The 13,370-nt window shown below is 63.0% G+C and carries 14 protein-coding genes; 6 read left to right on the top strand and 8 right to left on the bottom strand.

What is annotated here, in order from left to right; translation table 11 throughout:
* A partial coding sequence (locus C4B30_RS35780) for a hypothetical protein (protein WP_234015367.1) occupies positions 1-217 on the bottom strand: 217 nt, incomplete at its 3' end.
* An 806-nt stretch (positions 218-1,023) separates the two neighbouring features.
* On the opposite strand from C4B30_RS35780, the gene C4B30_RS02095 reads away from it, so the two are divergent.
* Positions 1,024-2,577 carry an MFS transporter gene (locus tag C4B30_RS02095; protein WP_027785875.1) on the top strand — a complete coding sequence of 518 codons (1,554 nt, stop codon included), beginning with the start codon at positions 1,024-1,026 and terminating at the stop codon, positions 2,575-2,577.
* 119 nt (positions 2,578-2,696) lie between these two features.
* Here C4B30_RS02095 and C4B30_RS02090 read toward each other — a convergent pair whose 3' ends face one another.
* From C4B30_RS02090 to C4B30_RS02070, 5 genes are all read right to left on the bottom strand, one after another.
* On the bottom strand, positions 2,697-3,527 hold the full coding sequence (locus C4B30_RS02090; RefSeq protein WP_080681399.1) for an SDR family NAD(P)-dependent oxidoreductase: 831 nt from the start codon (positions 3,525-3,527) through the stop codon (positions 2,697-2,699).
* Positions 3,528-3,560: 33 nt separating this feature from the next.
* Positions 3,561-3,944 carry a VOC family protein gene (locus C4B30_RS02085; protein ID WP_027785873.1) on the bottom strand — a complete coding sequence of 128 codons (384 nt, stop codon included), beginning with the start codon at positions 3,942-3,944 and terminating at the stop codon, positions 3,561-3,563.
* A 30-nt stretch (positions 3,945-3,974) separates the two neighbouring features.
* Complete coding sequence (locus C4B30_RS02080) at positions 3,975-4,721, bottom strand: SDR family NAD(P)-dependent oxidoreductase (RefSeq protein ID WP_027785872.1); 747 nt, start codon at positions 4,719-4,721, stop codon at positions 3,975-3,977.
* A gap of 144 nt (positions 4,722-4,865) precedes the next feature.
* The gene (locus C4B30_RS02075) at positions 4,866-5,618 is read right to left on the bottom strand and encodes an SDR family NAD(P)-dependent oxidoreductase (protein WP_027785871.1); all 753 of its coding nucleotides are present in this window, start codon (positions 5,616-5,618) and stop codon (positions 4,866-4,868) included.
* A 184-nt stretch (positions 5,619-5,802) separates the two neighbouring features.
* Positions 5,803-7,461 carry a flavin-containing monooxygenase gene (locus tag C4B30_RS02070; protein ID WP_034185495.1) on the bottom strand — a complete coding sequence of 553 codons (1,659 nt, stop codon included), beginning with the start codon at positions 7,459-7,461 and terminating at the stop codon, positions 5,803-5,805.
* A gap of 39 nt (positions 7,462-7,500) precedes the next feature.
* On the opposite strand from C4B30_RS02070, the gene C4B30_RS35125 reads away from it, so the two are divergent.
* From C4B30_RS35125 to C4B30_RS02050, 5 genes are all read left to right on the top strand, one after another.
* On the top strand, positions 7,501-7,722 hold the full coding sequence (locus tag C4B30_RS35125) for a hypothetical protein (protein WP_143751690.1): 222 nt from the start codon (positions 7,501-7,503) through the stop codon (positions 7,720-7,722).
* Positions 7,723-7,750: 28 nt separating this feature from the next.
* Positions 7,751-8,323, top strand: a complete 573-nt coding sequence (locus C4B30_RS02065; RefSeq protein ID WP_027785870.1) for a nuclear transport factor 2 family protein — start codon at positions 7,751-7,753, stop codon at positions 8,321-8,323.
* A gap of 155 nt (positions 8,324-8,478) precedes the next feature.
* Positions 8,479-9,417 carry an alpha/beta hydrolase gene (locus C4B30_RS02060; protein WP_027785869.1) on the top strand — a complete coding sequence of 313 codons (939 nt, stop codon included), beginning with the start codon at positions 8,479-8,481 and terminating at the stop codon, positions 9,415-9,417.
* A gap of 258 nt (positions 9,418-9,675) precedes the next feature.
* Positions 9,676-10,428, top strand: a complete 753-nt coding sequence (locus C4B30_RS02055; RefSeq protein ID WP_063831218.1) for an IclR family transcriptional regulator — start codon at positions 9,676-9,678, stop codon at positions 10,426-10,428.
* A 48-nt stretch (positions 10,429-10,476) separates the two neighbouring features.
* Positions 10,477-11,256, top strand: coding sequence for an IclR family transcriptional regulator (locus C4B30_RS02050; RefSeq protein ID WP_051421424.1), 780 nt, complete (start codon positions 10,477-10,479; stop codon positions 11,254-11,256).
* A 28-nt stretch (positions 11,257-11,284) separates the two neighbouring features.
* On the opposite strand, the gene C4B30_RS02045 is transcribed toward C4B30_RS02050, so the two are convergent.
* A complete protein-coding gene (locus tag C4B30_RS02045) occupies positions 11,285-12,190 on the bottom strand; it encodes an NAD(P)-dependent oxidoreductase (protein WP_027785866.1) in 906 nt (301 codons plus the stop codon).
* Positions 12,191-12,229: 39 nt separating this feature from the next.
* Entirely contained in the window at positions 12,230-13,153 is a 924-nt protein-coding gene (locus C4B30_RS02040) for an alpha/beta hydrolase (RefSeq protein WP_027785865.1), read from the bottom strand.
* Positions 13,154-13,370: the final 217 nt, after the last annotated feature.

Raw genomic sequence — 13,370 nt, 5'->3', positions numbered from 1 at the left:
GAGGGCTTCCGGTGCGGGAGAACGAAGCGCAACCCGGCACCAAGAAACCGCGCCGGTTCACGGCGGCTGACATGGAGACGGCGATTCTGGAGGTCACATCAAACGCAGGAACTGAGCGGCGGTCTGCCAAGGCCCGCGGATAGGCGTAAGCGCCCTGCTGCTTCAGGCTCGGCGCTTCAATGCTGAATGACGAGAAAGCGGATGAAACATGCGACATCTGTATTTAGCTGGCGCTACGACATCTGAATCCGGGTATGACAGTGGTTGCAGTGGCTAGATTGACCGTCCGCTTTCGGGCCGCGTAAGCTGTCTGGCAGCTGTTGCTCCGATTGCCACAACCGTGAGCATCAATAGCGCGTACGCATGTCCGGCCTCGCGCCCCTGGCACAGTCGCGGTGTGCCGGCTGCTCCGAACGCATCGTTCGGCGACTCGTGCACAAATTTCAAAGTACGGAATACGTAAGCGTTAACCATTGATAGCGACCCGTGACGCCCGGAATAATCCGCCGTGACGGTCCCTCGGCGATGGTCTGCGACGGCTGCAATCGTTCGACATGCGCAGTTGGCGCCGCCGTCGTCTCTGGACGAAGACGCGCCGAACGATAGCCGATGACAGTTCGCGGCCGCCATTTGCGCCACGGCCACTTTCGCCGAAGCGTCAGCGTCCGCGACAGCCGGCGGCCAGCCGCCGAGCTACCGCGCCGCGCCAACTTGAACCTGTCCATGTAGCTCTGCGGCACGCCGGGTCATTACTTGCGGAAGCGACCGAGAGCACCAGGCCGCGGCTTCTCGCAGCCACACGCGCAGCCGTCATGAAAATCGCCACCTGGACCTTCAACCGGTGGCACCGTCAAAGATGGTTTCATCTGCTTTTCCAGCCCGGGTTTTTCATCCGATTCATTCCGGAGTCCAGGTGTCTCTTCACGTTCGTACCGGCGCCGCGCCCCACGCGCGCGCCCTTTCCCCCATCGTATCCGCGCGCGAGCAAATGCGCCCGACGCCGATGCCTGAGGCCGCGGCATCATGAAAATCACGCCCGCCCGCGCCCGCCTGTTCACGCTCAGGCATTTGCGCAGCGACCTACTGCCATGGGCGATCGCGCTATCGGTCGGTATCGACTACTTCGACAACACGATCTTTTCGTTCTTTACGAGCTATATCGCGGGCGGCCTCAATGCATCGCCGGACGAACTGGTGTGGTCGTCGACGGCCTATGCAACCGCTTCCGTGCTCGGCATCGTGCAACAGCAGTGGCTGATCGAGCGTCTCGGGTTCCGTCGCTACCTGAGCGGCTGTCTGCTGATGTTCGCGGCAGGATCGCTGGCCGCATCGCTTAGCGAATCGTCGCTTTCCCTCGCAATGGCGCGCGGCTTTCAGGGCTACTTCATCGGGCCGATGCTCGGCACCTGCCGCATCATGTTGCAAACCGGTTTCGCGCCACAAGATCGCGCAGGGGCCACGCGTATTTTCTTGATCATGATCCTGCTCGCGAGCGCGCTTGCGCCAATGGCGGGCGGTTATCTCGTTGCCTACTTCGACTGGCGCGCGCTATATACGTGTTCGACAGTCGGCGGCGCCGCGCTATCGGTATTTGCCTTCCTGGTGGTGCCGCACATCGGCAGGCGGCCGGTCGAGCGGCGCAGCGCCGCTCACCTATGGCCGTATCTCGTGTTCGCCATTGCACTGGGAGCGCTGCAGATTGTCGTACAGCAACTGCGTTTCGAAGTGTTCAGCACGACACCGCTGATGCCGCTGGTCACCGTTGCAGGGTTGACCGCGATCGGCTGGTTCGCCTGGCAACAGTGGCACCATCCGCGTCCGCTGGTGCGCCTGAATGCGCTGCGTGAGGGGCCTTTCCGCCAAGGGATGGTGCTCTATGCCTTCTACTACTTCATCAGCAATGCGATCAGCTTCCTGGTTTCGCGGTTGCTGCAAGGCGGCCTCGGCTATCCGGTCGAAAATGCCGGCCGTCTCGTCGGGATCACGTCGCTCGCAGCGATTCCGATGGCGATCGCGTATTTCCGGTACTCGCGTCTCATCAAGCGCAAATTGCTGATCGTCCCGGGCTTCATCATGGCGGCCGTGATCGGCATCTGGATGCTCAACCTGCCGCCTGACGTCAGCATGGGTTGGCTGCTGCCGCCGTTGGTCTTGCGCGGATTCCTGCTGATGTTCATCGCGCTGCCGACGGCGAGCGCCGCGTTTCAAATTTTCTCGAACGACGAATTCACGCACGGATACCGATTCAAGAATGTCGTCAAGCAGATGGCCTACTCGGTGTCGACCGCGACGTTCATCATCGTCGATCAGCATCGCACGGCCGTGCATCACACGCGTCTCGTCGAATTCGCAAACCCGTATAACGCGACGTTCCAGAACGCGCTTGAAACGATGACGCATGCGTTCGAGGCGCAAGGCCTCGACGAGAACGCGGCGCGAGGCCTGTCGCTCGGCCGACTGGCGATGATGGCCGCTCATCAGGCCAGTTTCCTGAGCGTGCTGGACGGCTTCGAGATGATAGTAGGCCTAGCGATCGTAGGCGGCGTAATCGCCTTGGTGCAGCGGCAAATCAGATGATCGATGCAGATCGCTTATACACATTGCCGGCGCGTTCTCAATCCCGCAGCATTTGAGCCGGCCGGAGCGTGACGGCGCAATCAACATCGAAAGCCGCCCGACATATGACGGCTTGCCGCTCAGTCCCACATCAAGCCATTGTCGACGTTGATTGACTGACCGGTAATGCTGCTCGACAAATCCGAGGCCAGAAACAGAACGGCGTCGGCTATGTCGCGCGGGCTGGCGAACCGGCCGAGCGCGGTTTCGTCCAGCATCTTGCGAAAACCGACCGGATTGGCTTTTTCCAGATCCTCCAGCAACGCGGTACGCGTGGCGCCAGGGCAAACCGCGTTCACCCGTATGCCGCTGCCGCCGAGTTCGTTCGCGGCCACACGCGACATCACGATGGCCGCGGCCTTGGAGGCAGCATAGGACGCATTCGAGGTGGCCTTCGCACCCTTGCCCGCAATCGACGCGATGTTGACGATCACGCCGCCACTCGCCTCGGCCATGTGACGCGCGAAACCCTGCATGGTGAAGAACAGTCCGCGCGTATTGACGTTCTGGATCCAGTCCCAATCCTCCGGCGTCAAGTCGAGCAGTTTGATCTTCCGCGTCACGCCTGCGTTGTTCACGAGCACATCGACCCGGCCATTTTCTGCAACGGCTCGGGCCGTCATCGCGGCGATCGATTCGAGGTTGCCGCTGTCGCAATGGAGGTAGCTCACCTTCCGGCCGCGGTCGATCAGTCGTGTTGTGAGTTCGTTGCCGCGCGCGTCGTCCACGTCGGTCAGGATCACATGCGCGCCCTCTTCCGCCAGACGTTCGGCGATGGCCGCGCCGATCCCGGACGCAGAGCCGGTCACCACTGCCGTTTTGTTCCTGATCAGCATCGTTTCTTCTCCCTTCGTTGAAACCGGGCGGTTTTTACGTGGATGGTGTTCTTGCACGAGATCGCTCGTCGTCATTCGATCGTTAGGGTGGGCGACCGTCTCGATCCGTCACACGGAATGAAATCCGCACAGTTTGTTGCCGTCCGGATCGCGCATATACGCCAGATAAAGCTGTCCTACCGGCGTGTCCCGGACTCCCGGGGGATCCTCGCAGGTCGTTCCACCGTTGGCCATGCCCGCTGCGTGCCATGCATCGACCTTCTCCCGGCTGTCGATACGAAATCCAATCGTTCCGCCATTGGCACCATGTGCCGGCTTGCCATTCAGCGGTATGGCGATGGTCAGTAACGTATCGCCGTGCGTATAGTAGATGCGAGGCGAATTGAAATTGATCGTTATCGCAGGTCCAATGCCGAGCACTCCCATCACGGCATCGTAGAATTTCCTCGAGCGCTCCAGATCGTTGCTGCCCAGGTTCACATGACTGAACATGTCACTTTCCTCAGTATCGATGGACCAGGTTCAAGAGATCATCTGATGGGCCTTCTTGATGCCAGCCCCGGCGGCAAGGAATCCACCATCGACAGCCAGGCATTGCCCAGTGATGTAAAGCGATTTTTCAGAGGCTAGATACGCGACTGCATTTGCAACTTCGTCGGGTTCGGCCATGCGATTGAATGGAATGTCCTCGAGGTACGCTTCGAAGTCTTCCATCGACAGCTGTTTGCGCACCATGTCGCTATTGACCGGACCCGGGGCGACTGCGTTGCAACGCACGCCCAACGGCGCATATTCCAACGCCGTTTGTCGCGTAAGCTGAATGAGGCCCGCCTTCGACGCGCCATAGGCAACCCGGCCGAAACCTGCCCGGAGTCCCGCGATGGATGCAATGTTGACGATGGCGCCGTGCCCGCTGCGCACCAAAAGGTCGGTTGCGAGTTGCGTCAGAACCAATGGTGCGGTCAGATTGAGTTCCAGTATCCGGTTCCAGTCCTCCAGCTGCATTTCACGCACCAAGGACAGCTTGGCCGTGCCTGCATTGTTGACCAGCACCGACAGTTCCGTCAGCCCGGCAAAATAGGCGCGACAGGCCGCGAAATCCGTCACGTCCAGCACATCGGTCCGTATCCCTTCGGGCGGGACGAAACCCTCAAGCGCCTCTTGTCGATCGAGGATGATCACGTTCCATTCGTCGTTCCTGAGACCTTTCGAAATTGCCAGACCGAGAACGCCGGCGCCTCCGGTCACGATTGCGGTTCCTTTGCTCATTGTCTGCCCTTCAGAGAATTCGTATATCGAGCCAGTCATGTCCGCCGGGTGAGTGGCATATATGCCGTTCATGGCAAGGATCGCTACCCCCTGCCGTCGCGATGCCACGTCTACGCGGGTAGTCAGGCAGGCGGGGAGCGTCGGTCAATAAATCGTGACGCCGCTATCCACGGGAATGATCTGCCCGGTCGTATGTCGTGACTCGTCGGAAGCCAGATAGACCGCCACATGGGCCATATCGATGGGCTCACACGGCCCCAGCAGGCACTGGTCCGCCAGCTTGCGCAACTCCTCCCGCTCATCCACCAGATGACGCACGCGCTCCGACAGCGTCAGTCCCGGTGCGATCGCATTCACGCGGATGCGATCGCGCGCATACTCCGGCGCCATTGAACGCGTCAGTGCATGAACGCCGCCCTTCGCCGCCGTATAGCAATCGCGATCGGTGAGCGCCATCAGTGCGACCATCGACGAGAAGTTGATGACCGAACCGCCACCCGCTCGTTGCAGATAGGGAATGCCGTATTTACAGACCAGGAACGTACCGAAGAGATCCAGTTTGATCGCCCGCCAGAACTCTTCCTCCGATGCATCGGTCACGCGCGCGTCATGCGGCGTAGATCCGCCAGCGGTATTGCACAGCACGTCGATCTTTCCGAACGCCTCTGCGGCACGCGCCAAGCCGGCGCGGACGCTCTCCTTGTCGGTGACGTCGAGCCTCAGCGGGATGGTCCGTTCCGCGCCACCGCTCGCTTCGGTGGCCGCTTGGGCAAGATCCAGATGAATATCGCCGGCCAGTACGCACGCGCCTTCGGCGATGAACTGCTTGCAGATGGCGGCGCCGATGCCACCGCCCGCACCGGTCACGAATGCAATCTTGCCGTCAAGCCTTCCCATTTCACGTCTCCTTCATGTTGTTCGGACGATTCCCGTCTGAGCGCCGATCGCGATAGCCGATCCGTTCGCGCACACGCATGTACCGTATGCAGCATCAATAGGTCGTCGAGTTCGTGATTCTCGACAGGCCGCCCTCGCGCTTGCGATACCCGGGCGGCCGTCGGACCGCTCAGCGATGATGTCGTTACGCCTGATGTTCGACCGTTGCGTTTAGCGACTCGGTATTGCGCTCTTCCGCGCCCGTCAGCACAAACCCTGTATAGCCGGACGCCGCGACTGCGTCGCATTTTTTCCGGTAGGTGCCGTGCCCGCCCAGATACGGCAGGAACACCTGCGGCTTGCCCGGCACGTTCGCGCCGACATACCAGGAGTTCGCCTTCAGATAGAGCGTCTTCGACACGACGTCCTGGACGTGCTGCATCCAGCCCTCTTCCGCCTCCGGGTCGGCGTCGATCCGCACGATGCCTGCGTCGCGCAAATCGGCCATGCAACGCGCGATCCAGTCGACGTGCTGCTCGATGCTCATCGACATGTTCGCGAGCGGCCCCGGGCTGCCGGGCCCGGTCACCGTGAACAGGTTCGGAAAGCCGCTTGTCATCAGGCCAAGATAGGTCTTCGCACCGGCCGCCCACTTGTCGTTCAGTCTGACGCCGCTCACGCCACGCACGTCGATATGCGTGAGTGCGCCCGTCAGTGCGTCGTAGCCGGTCGCGTAGATCAGCACATCGAGTTCGTGCAGGTCGTCGCTCGTCACGATGCCCTCCGGCACCACGCGCTCGATCGGCGTCGCCTTCAGGTCGACGAGCGTCACATCGTCGCGGTTGTAGACGCTGTAGTAGGTATCGCCGAGACACGGGCGTTTCGTGCCGAACGGGAACCCGCGCGGCATCAGTTTCTCGGCAGTCACCGGGTCCTTCACCGTCTCGCGGATCTTGCCGCGAATGAACTCGGCCACGGTTTCGTTGGCGGCCTCGTTCGACAGAATGTCGCCGTAGCACATACGAAAGCCGAGCAGCTGGCTGTTTTCCCACGCGTTTTCATATTTCCGCTTGCGCTCGTCGGGCGTGGCGTCGAGCGCGGACTCGACCGGGAACGGCACGGCGATGCCGAAGCGCGTGAGGCGGCTGATCTCGCGCCGTTCAGCGTAAGTCGCCCGCACGCGGGCGCGCATTTCGGGCGTCAGCGGATGATTCTTCGCCGGCACGACATAGACGGCCGTGCGCTGAAACACGGTCAGGTGTTTGCACTTGCCGGCAAGTGCCTGAATCACCTGGATACCCGACGAGCCGGTGCCGATGACGCCGACCCGCTTGTTGCTGAAATCGACTTCGTGGTGCGGCCAGCGGCCGGTGTGATGACTTTCGCCCGCGAACGTCTCGATTCCCGCAATCTCGGGCGGCTTCGGCACCGACAACACGCCGGTCGCCGGTACGAAGAAACGTGCACGCGTGACCTTTCCATCCGACGTCGTCACGTTCCAGAGATTCAGTTTTTCATCGAATACGGCGGACTCGACACGCGTATTGAAGCGTATGTGCCGACGCAGGTCGAAGCGATCGGCCACGTGATTCAGGTATCGCATGAGCTCCGCAGCGGTCGGATAGCGCTCGGGCCAGTCCCACTCGTCCTGAAGCTCCGCGGAAAACGAATAGGAGTAGTCCCAGCACTCGAGATCCACCCGCGCGCCTGGATAGCGATTCCAGTACCACGTTCCGCCGCCGCCGTCTCCCGATTCGAATGCCTGGATGCGAAAGCCGGCATCGGTGAGCCGCTTGATCGCATAGAGTCCGCCAAAGCCGGCGCCGACAATGACGGCGTCCAGCACTTCCGAGTTCTGGTTCATTGGGTTGTCTCCTGAAGATTGGTGCTTGTCAGGAACCTATTGAATGACCGCACGCCGGTCCGCATCAATTGCGGCAGCGATGCCTTCCCGTACATTGAAATCGGCGCCGACACCGCGTTCGTGCGTGCCGATGTCGGGACCGACGTGCTGTGCGTTCAGGCAGATCGGCATGTCGGGTCGCACGATCCGTGGGAGATTTCAAAGTACGGCAGACGCGCATCGCGCGAATTGACGCGAGACAGGCAGGCTCTTCATCGTTGAGGCAGGAAAACGAAAGGAGCGCAACGCCATGTCTGCCGCCATGCAACGCCTGATCGAGAAGGACCTGATCCGGGACGTGATGCTTCGTTACGCGCGCGGCGTCGACCGCCGCGACTGGGAGCTCGTCCGCTCCGCGTTCTTCGAGGATTGCCACGACGACCATGCCGACTTCAAGGGCACCCGCGACGCGTTCATCGCGTGGGTCAGGGAGCGGCACGATGCGCCGAGCCTGCTGACGTCCACGCACTTCCTCGGCAACTGTCTCGTGGAATTCGCGTCCGATAGCATCGCCGCCGTCGAAACGTATTTCGTCGCGCGGCTGGAGCTCGCGCCGCAGGCGAGCGAACATCGGTCGATGCTCGACGCGAAACACGCCGATAGCACGCACAACAGCCGGGTCCAGGTATTCGGCCGCTATGTCGACCGCTTCGAGAAGCGCAACGACGAGTGGCGCATCGCGCGTCGCCGAACGGTGTTCGATGCGATCGAGTCGCATCTCGTCGATGCCGCAGACAACAAGCTCAATCCGACATGGCTGCTCGGCAGCCGAGATCAGCGCGATCCGGTGTTCGCGCTACGAGCCGAGGTCGGGTTGAACTGACTCGTCGGGCGCACTGCCGAGCGCTTTTGCGGGCAGGCAATGCATCGGCAGACGCGCTCACTGAGACATCACATGCACTGCTCGACTGCGTCAAGGAGTCGACCGCTTACTCGTAACGGCGCCACGCCGCATCGCGCCGCTGAAAAGTCGCCATCATGAGCCTCGATACCGAAACCCGCGCCTTCATGGACAAGCTCGCCGCGACGGCGTCGAAACCCCGTCATTTGATGACACCGGAAGAGGCGCGCACCGCGTTTGCGCGAATCAGCACGATCCTGTCCGCGGGCGCCGACGTGCGTGCCACCATTCCGCTCGATGTCCCGGTCGACGGCGGCACGCTCCGCGCGCGCTTGTTTGTACCGGACGAACGGCCGCAAGCGTTGCTCGTGTATTTTCACGGCGGCGGCTGGGTCGTTGGCGGCATCGAGGAATTCACGCCGCTTTGCCGCGAAATCGCGGTCGGTGCAGATGTTGCGGTCGCGCTCGTCGAATACCGGAAAGCGCCGGAACATCCGTTTCCGCGGCCGGTGCTCGATGCATGGCAGGCCACGCAATGGCTGGTCGCCGAGCAGGCCGCCCTGCTTGGTACGACGCTGCCGGTGCTCGTTGGTGGGGATAGCGCGGGGGCGAACCTCGCGATTGCGGTGACGCTGCTCGCGCGACGCGAACGAGCTGTGTCGTTCGCCGGCCAGCTGCTCGTCTATCCGGTGACCGATTGCGTATTCGATCGGCCTTCATATGTCTCGCCCGACAATCAACTGCTGACCAACCGCGACGCGATGACGTGGTACTGGACGCACTATGCGCCGACCGATGAGGCTCGGCACTCCAGTCTCGCGTCGCCGCTCAGGGAAGCAGACCTGTCGGCCCTGCCGGAGGCGATCGTCGTCACCGCGGAGCACGACGTGTTGCGCGACGAAGGGGAAGCTTACGCGCTGCGTCTCGAGGAGGCCGGGGTGCCGGTTCATCATCTTCGCGCGCACGGGCAGATGCACGGCTTTCTTATGATGATTGGCATTCTGCCCGGAAGCCGTATCGGATTGGAATTCATCAGTGACCGGCTCCGCCGCGTCGTCGCGCACGCGTCGCGCTGATCCGCGACATTGCACCAGCCGTCTGATCTCGGGCACGTCCCGACTCCATGGTTCGCGCGATGGTAGTACGATCCGCATGGACGCGCGCACGCGCGTCGGACCAAATATGATCCGCCATCGAGAAAACAGACGGAGACACGCATGCAACCCGGTAGATCCTTGCCGACGCACGTCGACACGAGGTCCGGCAATGGCCCGCATGGCGTCGACACCGCGTGGCCGAAATTGCCTCGTGGCGAACGCGCGCCGAGCAACGCGATGGTGACCCCACTCGCGCGCGGGCTGGCGATCCTGTCGGCGTTCGCCCCGGACAAGGCCTGGCTCGGCAACCTGGAAATCGCGCAAGCAACCGGCATTCCGCCGCCGACGGTGCTGCGCCTGCTTCGCTCGCTCGTCGCACTGGGCTACCTGCACCACGACAAGAGCAGCCGGAAATATGCGCTCGCGGCCGCGTCGCTCGCGCTCGGCTACGCGGCCGTCATCGACCCGAACCTTCAGCGCCTCGCCAGCAGCGAAATGCGGAAAGTGGCCGAGGCGACCGATACCTACGTGCTGCTCGGCACGCGCGACCGTCTCGACATCCTGATCCTCGACACCCAGATCGGGAGTCGCACCGTGCTCGATCTGCGGCTGCGGCCCGGCATGCGCATGCATATCGCGTATTCGCTGATGGGATGGGCATTGCTGGCCGCCCTGCCCGAAGCGGAATGCAGCTACTTGCAGCGCGAGCTCGAGCAGCGTGCCGACGACAACTGGCCCACCATCGGACGCCGCATGGTCGAAAAAGTCGCGCAGGTGCGCGAACTGGGATTCGGCATGTTGCACGGCGACTGGGAACCGGAACTCGCGTGTGTCGCCGCGCCCGTATCGCTTCCCAATCGCCCGCCACTGGTGCTCGGCTGCGTCGGCCGCACAGCGCGCCTCGCGCAGGCGAGGCTCGAACGCGAACTCGGCCCGCGGCTCGTCGCGATCGCGCAGACGCTTCGCGAGCGCGCGCCGCTCGGTGTCTGAAAACAAGGGATCGCGATGGCGACGCAACCCGATCGTTCAGGAGCCCCAATGCCCGAAGCCACTCATGTCACGCTGACGCTCGATCGCGGCCTGCAGATATTGCGCGCGTTTCACGCGGAGCGGGCACCGCTGACCAATGGAGAACTGGCGCAGCGCGCGGGAATGTCCCGATCGGCCGTTTCGCGTTTGACCTCTACGCTGATCCATCTGGGATACATTCGTCGCGTCGCGGGCGGCGCGCGATTCGAGCTCGCGACGGGCGTGTTCGGCATCGGTTACGCCTACCTCGAAACCAATCCTGTCACGCGACTCGCGAACCCGCTGATGCAGCGGCTCGCCGATCAGTTGAACGTGTCGGTCGCACTCGCCGCACCCGATGGGCTCGACATGCTGTATATCGCCCATCGGACGAGCGCAGGCATCGCCACGCTGCGGCTCGGCGTCGGTTCGTTACTGCCGATGGGCTGCACGGCGATCGGGCGGGCGTGGCTCTGGACGCTGCCGCAACCGGAACGGCAACAGTACGTCGCGCGGCTGCTCGAAGCTGCCGGTCCGCAGCGAGAAGCGATGCGAACCGGCATCGACAACGCGTTCGATGATCTCGACACGAACGGCGTATGCATGTCATTCGGCGAGTTCCAGCGTCACGCGTATGGCATCGCGCTGCCGATCAGCATCGGCCACGCCGCCACACCGATGTCGCTGAGTTGCGGCGCGATCCGGTTCGAACCGGATATCGGCGCCGTCAGGCAGCGCATCGTGCCGGCGCTCAAACAAGCCGCACACGAACTCGAGATCGTGCTTCGCGACGTTCGCTTCGAACCGTGATGGCATGCAGGCGTCGCGCTACCGCGACTCAAGCGGTCCGCCCTCGCACGCGCGTGCCGCCCTGCTCCGCGACGAACGTCAGAATCGAAGTAAAGTCCTCCGCCTCGTGCCCCGCTTCGTATGCCGCATGCCAGACATCGCGCGCGCGGTCGATGGTCGGCGTCGCGATATTCAGCAGACGCGCTTCGTTGAATCCGAGCGACATGTCCTTTTCGATGATGGCCAGCGCTGCGCCATAGTCGAACCGACCCGACACGGCGCGGCTCAGCATCTTCGAGCCGGCAAAGCTCTGCGCCGTACCCGCATCCAGTAGTCGCATCATCATGTCCGCGTCCAGGCCGGCCTTCGCGCCCATCGCGAGCCCTTCCGAGCAGACGACGAGATTGGTCGCCATGATGATGTTGTTGACGATCTTCATGACCTGCGCCATGCCTGCGCGTTCACCCATCACGAACACGGCTTTCCCGATCAGCGACAGCAGCGGCATGACCTGCCCGACCGCGGCTGGTGCGCCGGCGGCGAGCATCGCGAGCGTGCCGGCCCGCGCAGCCGGGGCGCCTCCCGAGATCGGTGCATCGACGATGTCGATCCCTTTCTCGGCCAGCCCGGTGCCGATTCGTTCGATCATGTCTTGACCGATCGTCGACATCTCCGCGTACACGCGAATCGCTTTGCCATGCACGACGCCGTCCGCGCCGAGGCCGACCGCGAGCGACACATCGCGATTCGGCAGGCACGCAAAGACGATGCTGGCCGCATCGGCGACCTCGCGTGGCGAATTATGGATGACCGCGCCGCCTTCGATAAAGGGCTGGAGGGCCGCAGGCGACGGATCGTAGACATGCAGGCGGAACGATTGTCCGAGCAAGCGCTCGGCCATCGGGCCGCCCATCTGTCCGAGGCCCAAAAAGCCGATATGTTTCAAGGTTTCCATTCGAAATTCCGGATCGGTTCATCAAACAGGCGAGACGTGTCAACGCGCCATCGCATCGCTTATCCAGGCCGCAGCCGCCCTCAGCGCTTCCTGTGCGGCCGCGCATGCGAGGCCCATCCGAAAGAAGCCGTGGATCATGCCCTCGTAGTGCCGCAACGTGACGGGCACGCCGGCGTCGAACAGGCGATTCGCGTAGGCGTCGCCTTCGTCGCGCAGCGGATCGAAACCGGCCGTCACCACGAGGGCGCGCGGCAATCCCGCGAGCGACTTCGCGCGCAGCGGGCACGCATGCGGATGAAACGCGTCCTGCTCGTTCTCGACGTAGTGGCGCCAGAACCACACCATCGCCGCGCGCGTGAGCACATAGCCGGACTGGTTCTCGACGTAGGAACGCGTAGGCGGCGTGTGATAGTCGGTCACCGGGTAGACCAGCACCTGCGCGCATAGTGGAGGGCCGCCTTCGTCGCGGATTCGCAGCGCCGTCACGGCGGCGAGGTTGCCGCCCGCGCTGTCGCCGGCCACGACCAGGCGCGACGCGTCGAGCGACAGCAGGGGGGCGTGCTGCGCGATCCAGCACACGGCATCGAAGCAATCGTTGACCGCGGCGGGAAAGCGATGCTCGGGTGCAAGCCGGTAGTCGACCGCAATCACGGCGGCGCCGCTTCCCGCGCAGAGGTCGCGGCACACGTGATCGTGCGTATCGAGATTGCCGATCACGAAACCGCCGCCGTGAAAGAACACGGTCACGCCGTCACTTTTTCTCTCCACCGGCCGGTACAGGCGCGCCGCGAGCATTCGCCCTTCGAGCGGTATGTCGAAATCGACGGTCTCGCCCACGACCGTGCGCCGGTCGAGCGGCGGATACGCAAGCCCCTCGCGGAGCGCCTCGACGGACAGGCTCTCCATCGGCGGCGCCGATTCGAGGCTTTTCAGCATCGTCGCAATGTCGGGATCCAGCGCCATGCGCGTTACTCCGCGGCGCGCGAGGCCGTTACAGGGCCCGGCGTGACGCGATATTCGACATCGATGCCGAAATCGTCTCGACGATTCGATCGCAAGCTGTTGAAAAGGGGCATGAGTCGTCTCCATAGTGGTCTCCGTCGCGCGTCGATCGTGCGCATGGAACGATTGAGATTGCGCCAACCGCGCCGATCGGAACGACGCCGACAGGTGCGTGTAA

This window comes from Burkholderia sp. BE12 (assembly GCF_002959955.1).
GTDB lineage: Bacteria > Pseudomonadota > Gammaproteobacteria > Burkholderiales > Burkholderiaceae > Burkholderia.
This window is presented reverse-complemented; position numbering and strand designations above follow the sequence as displayed.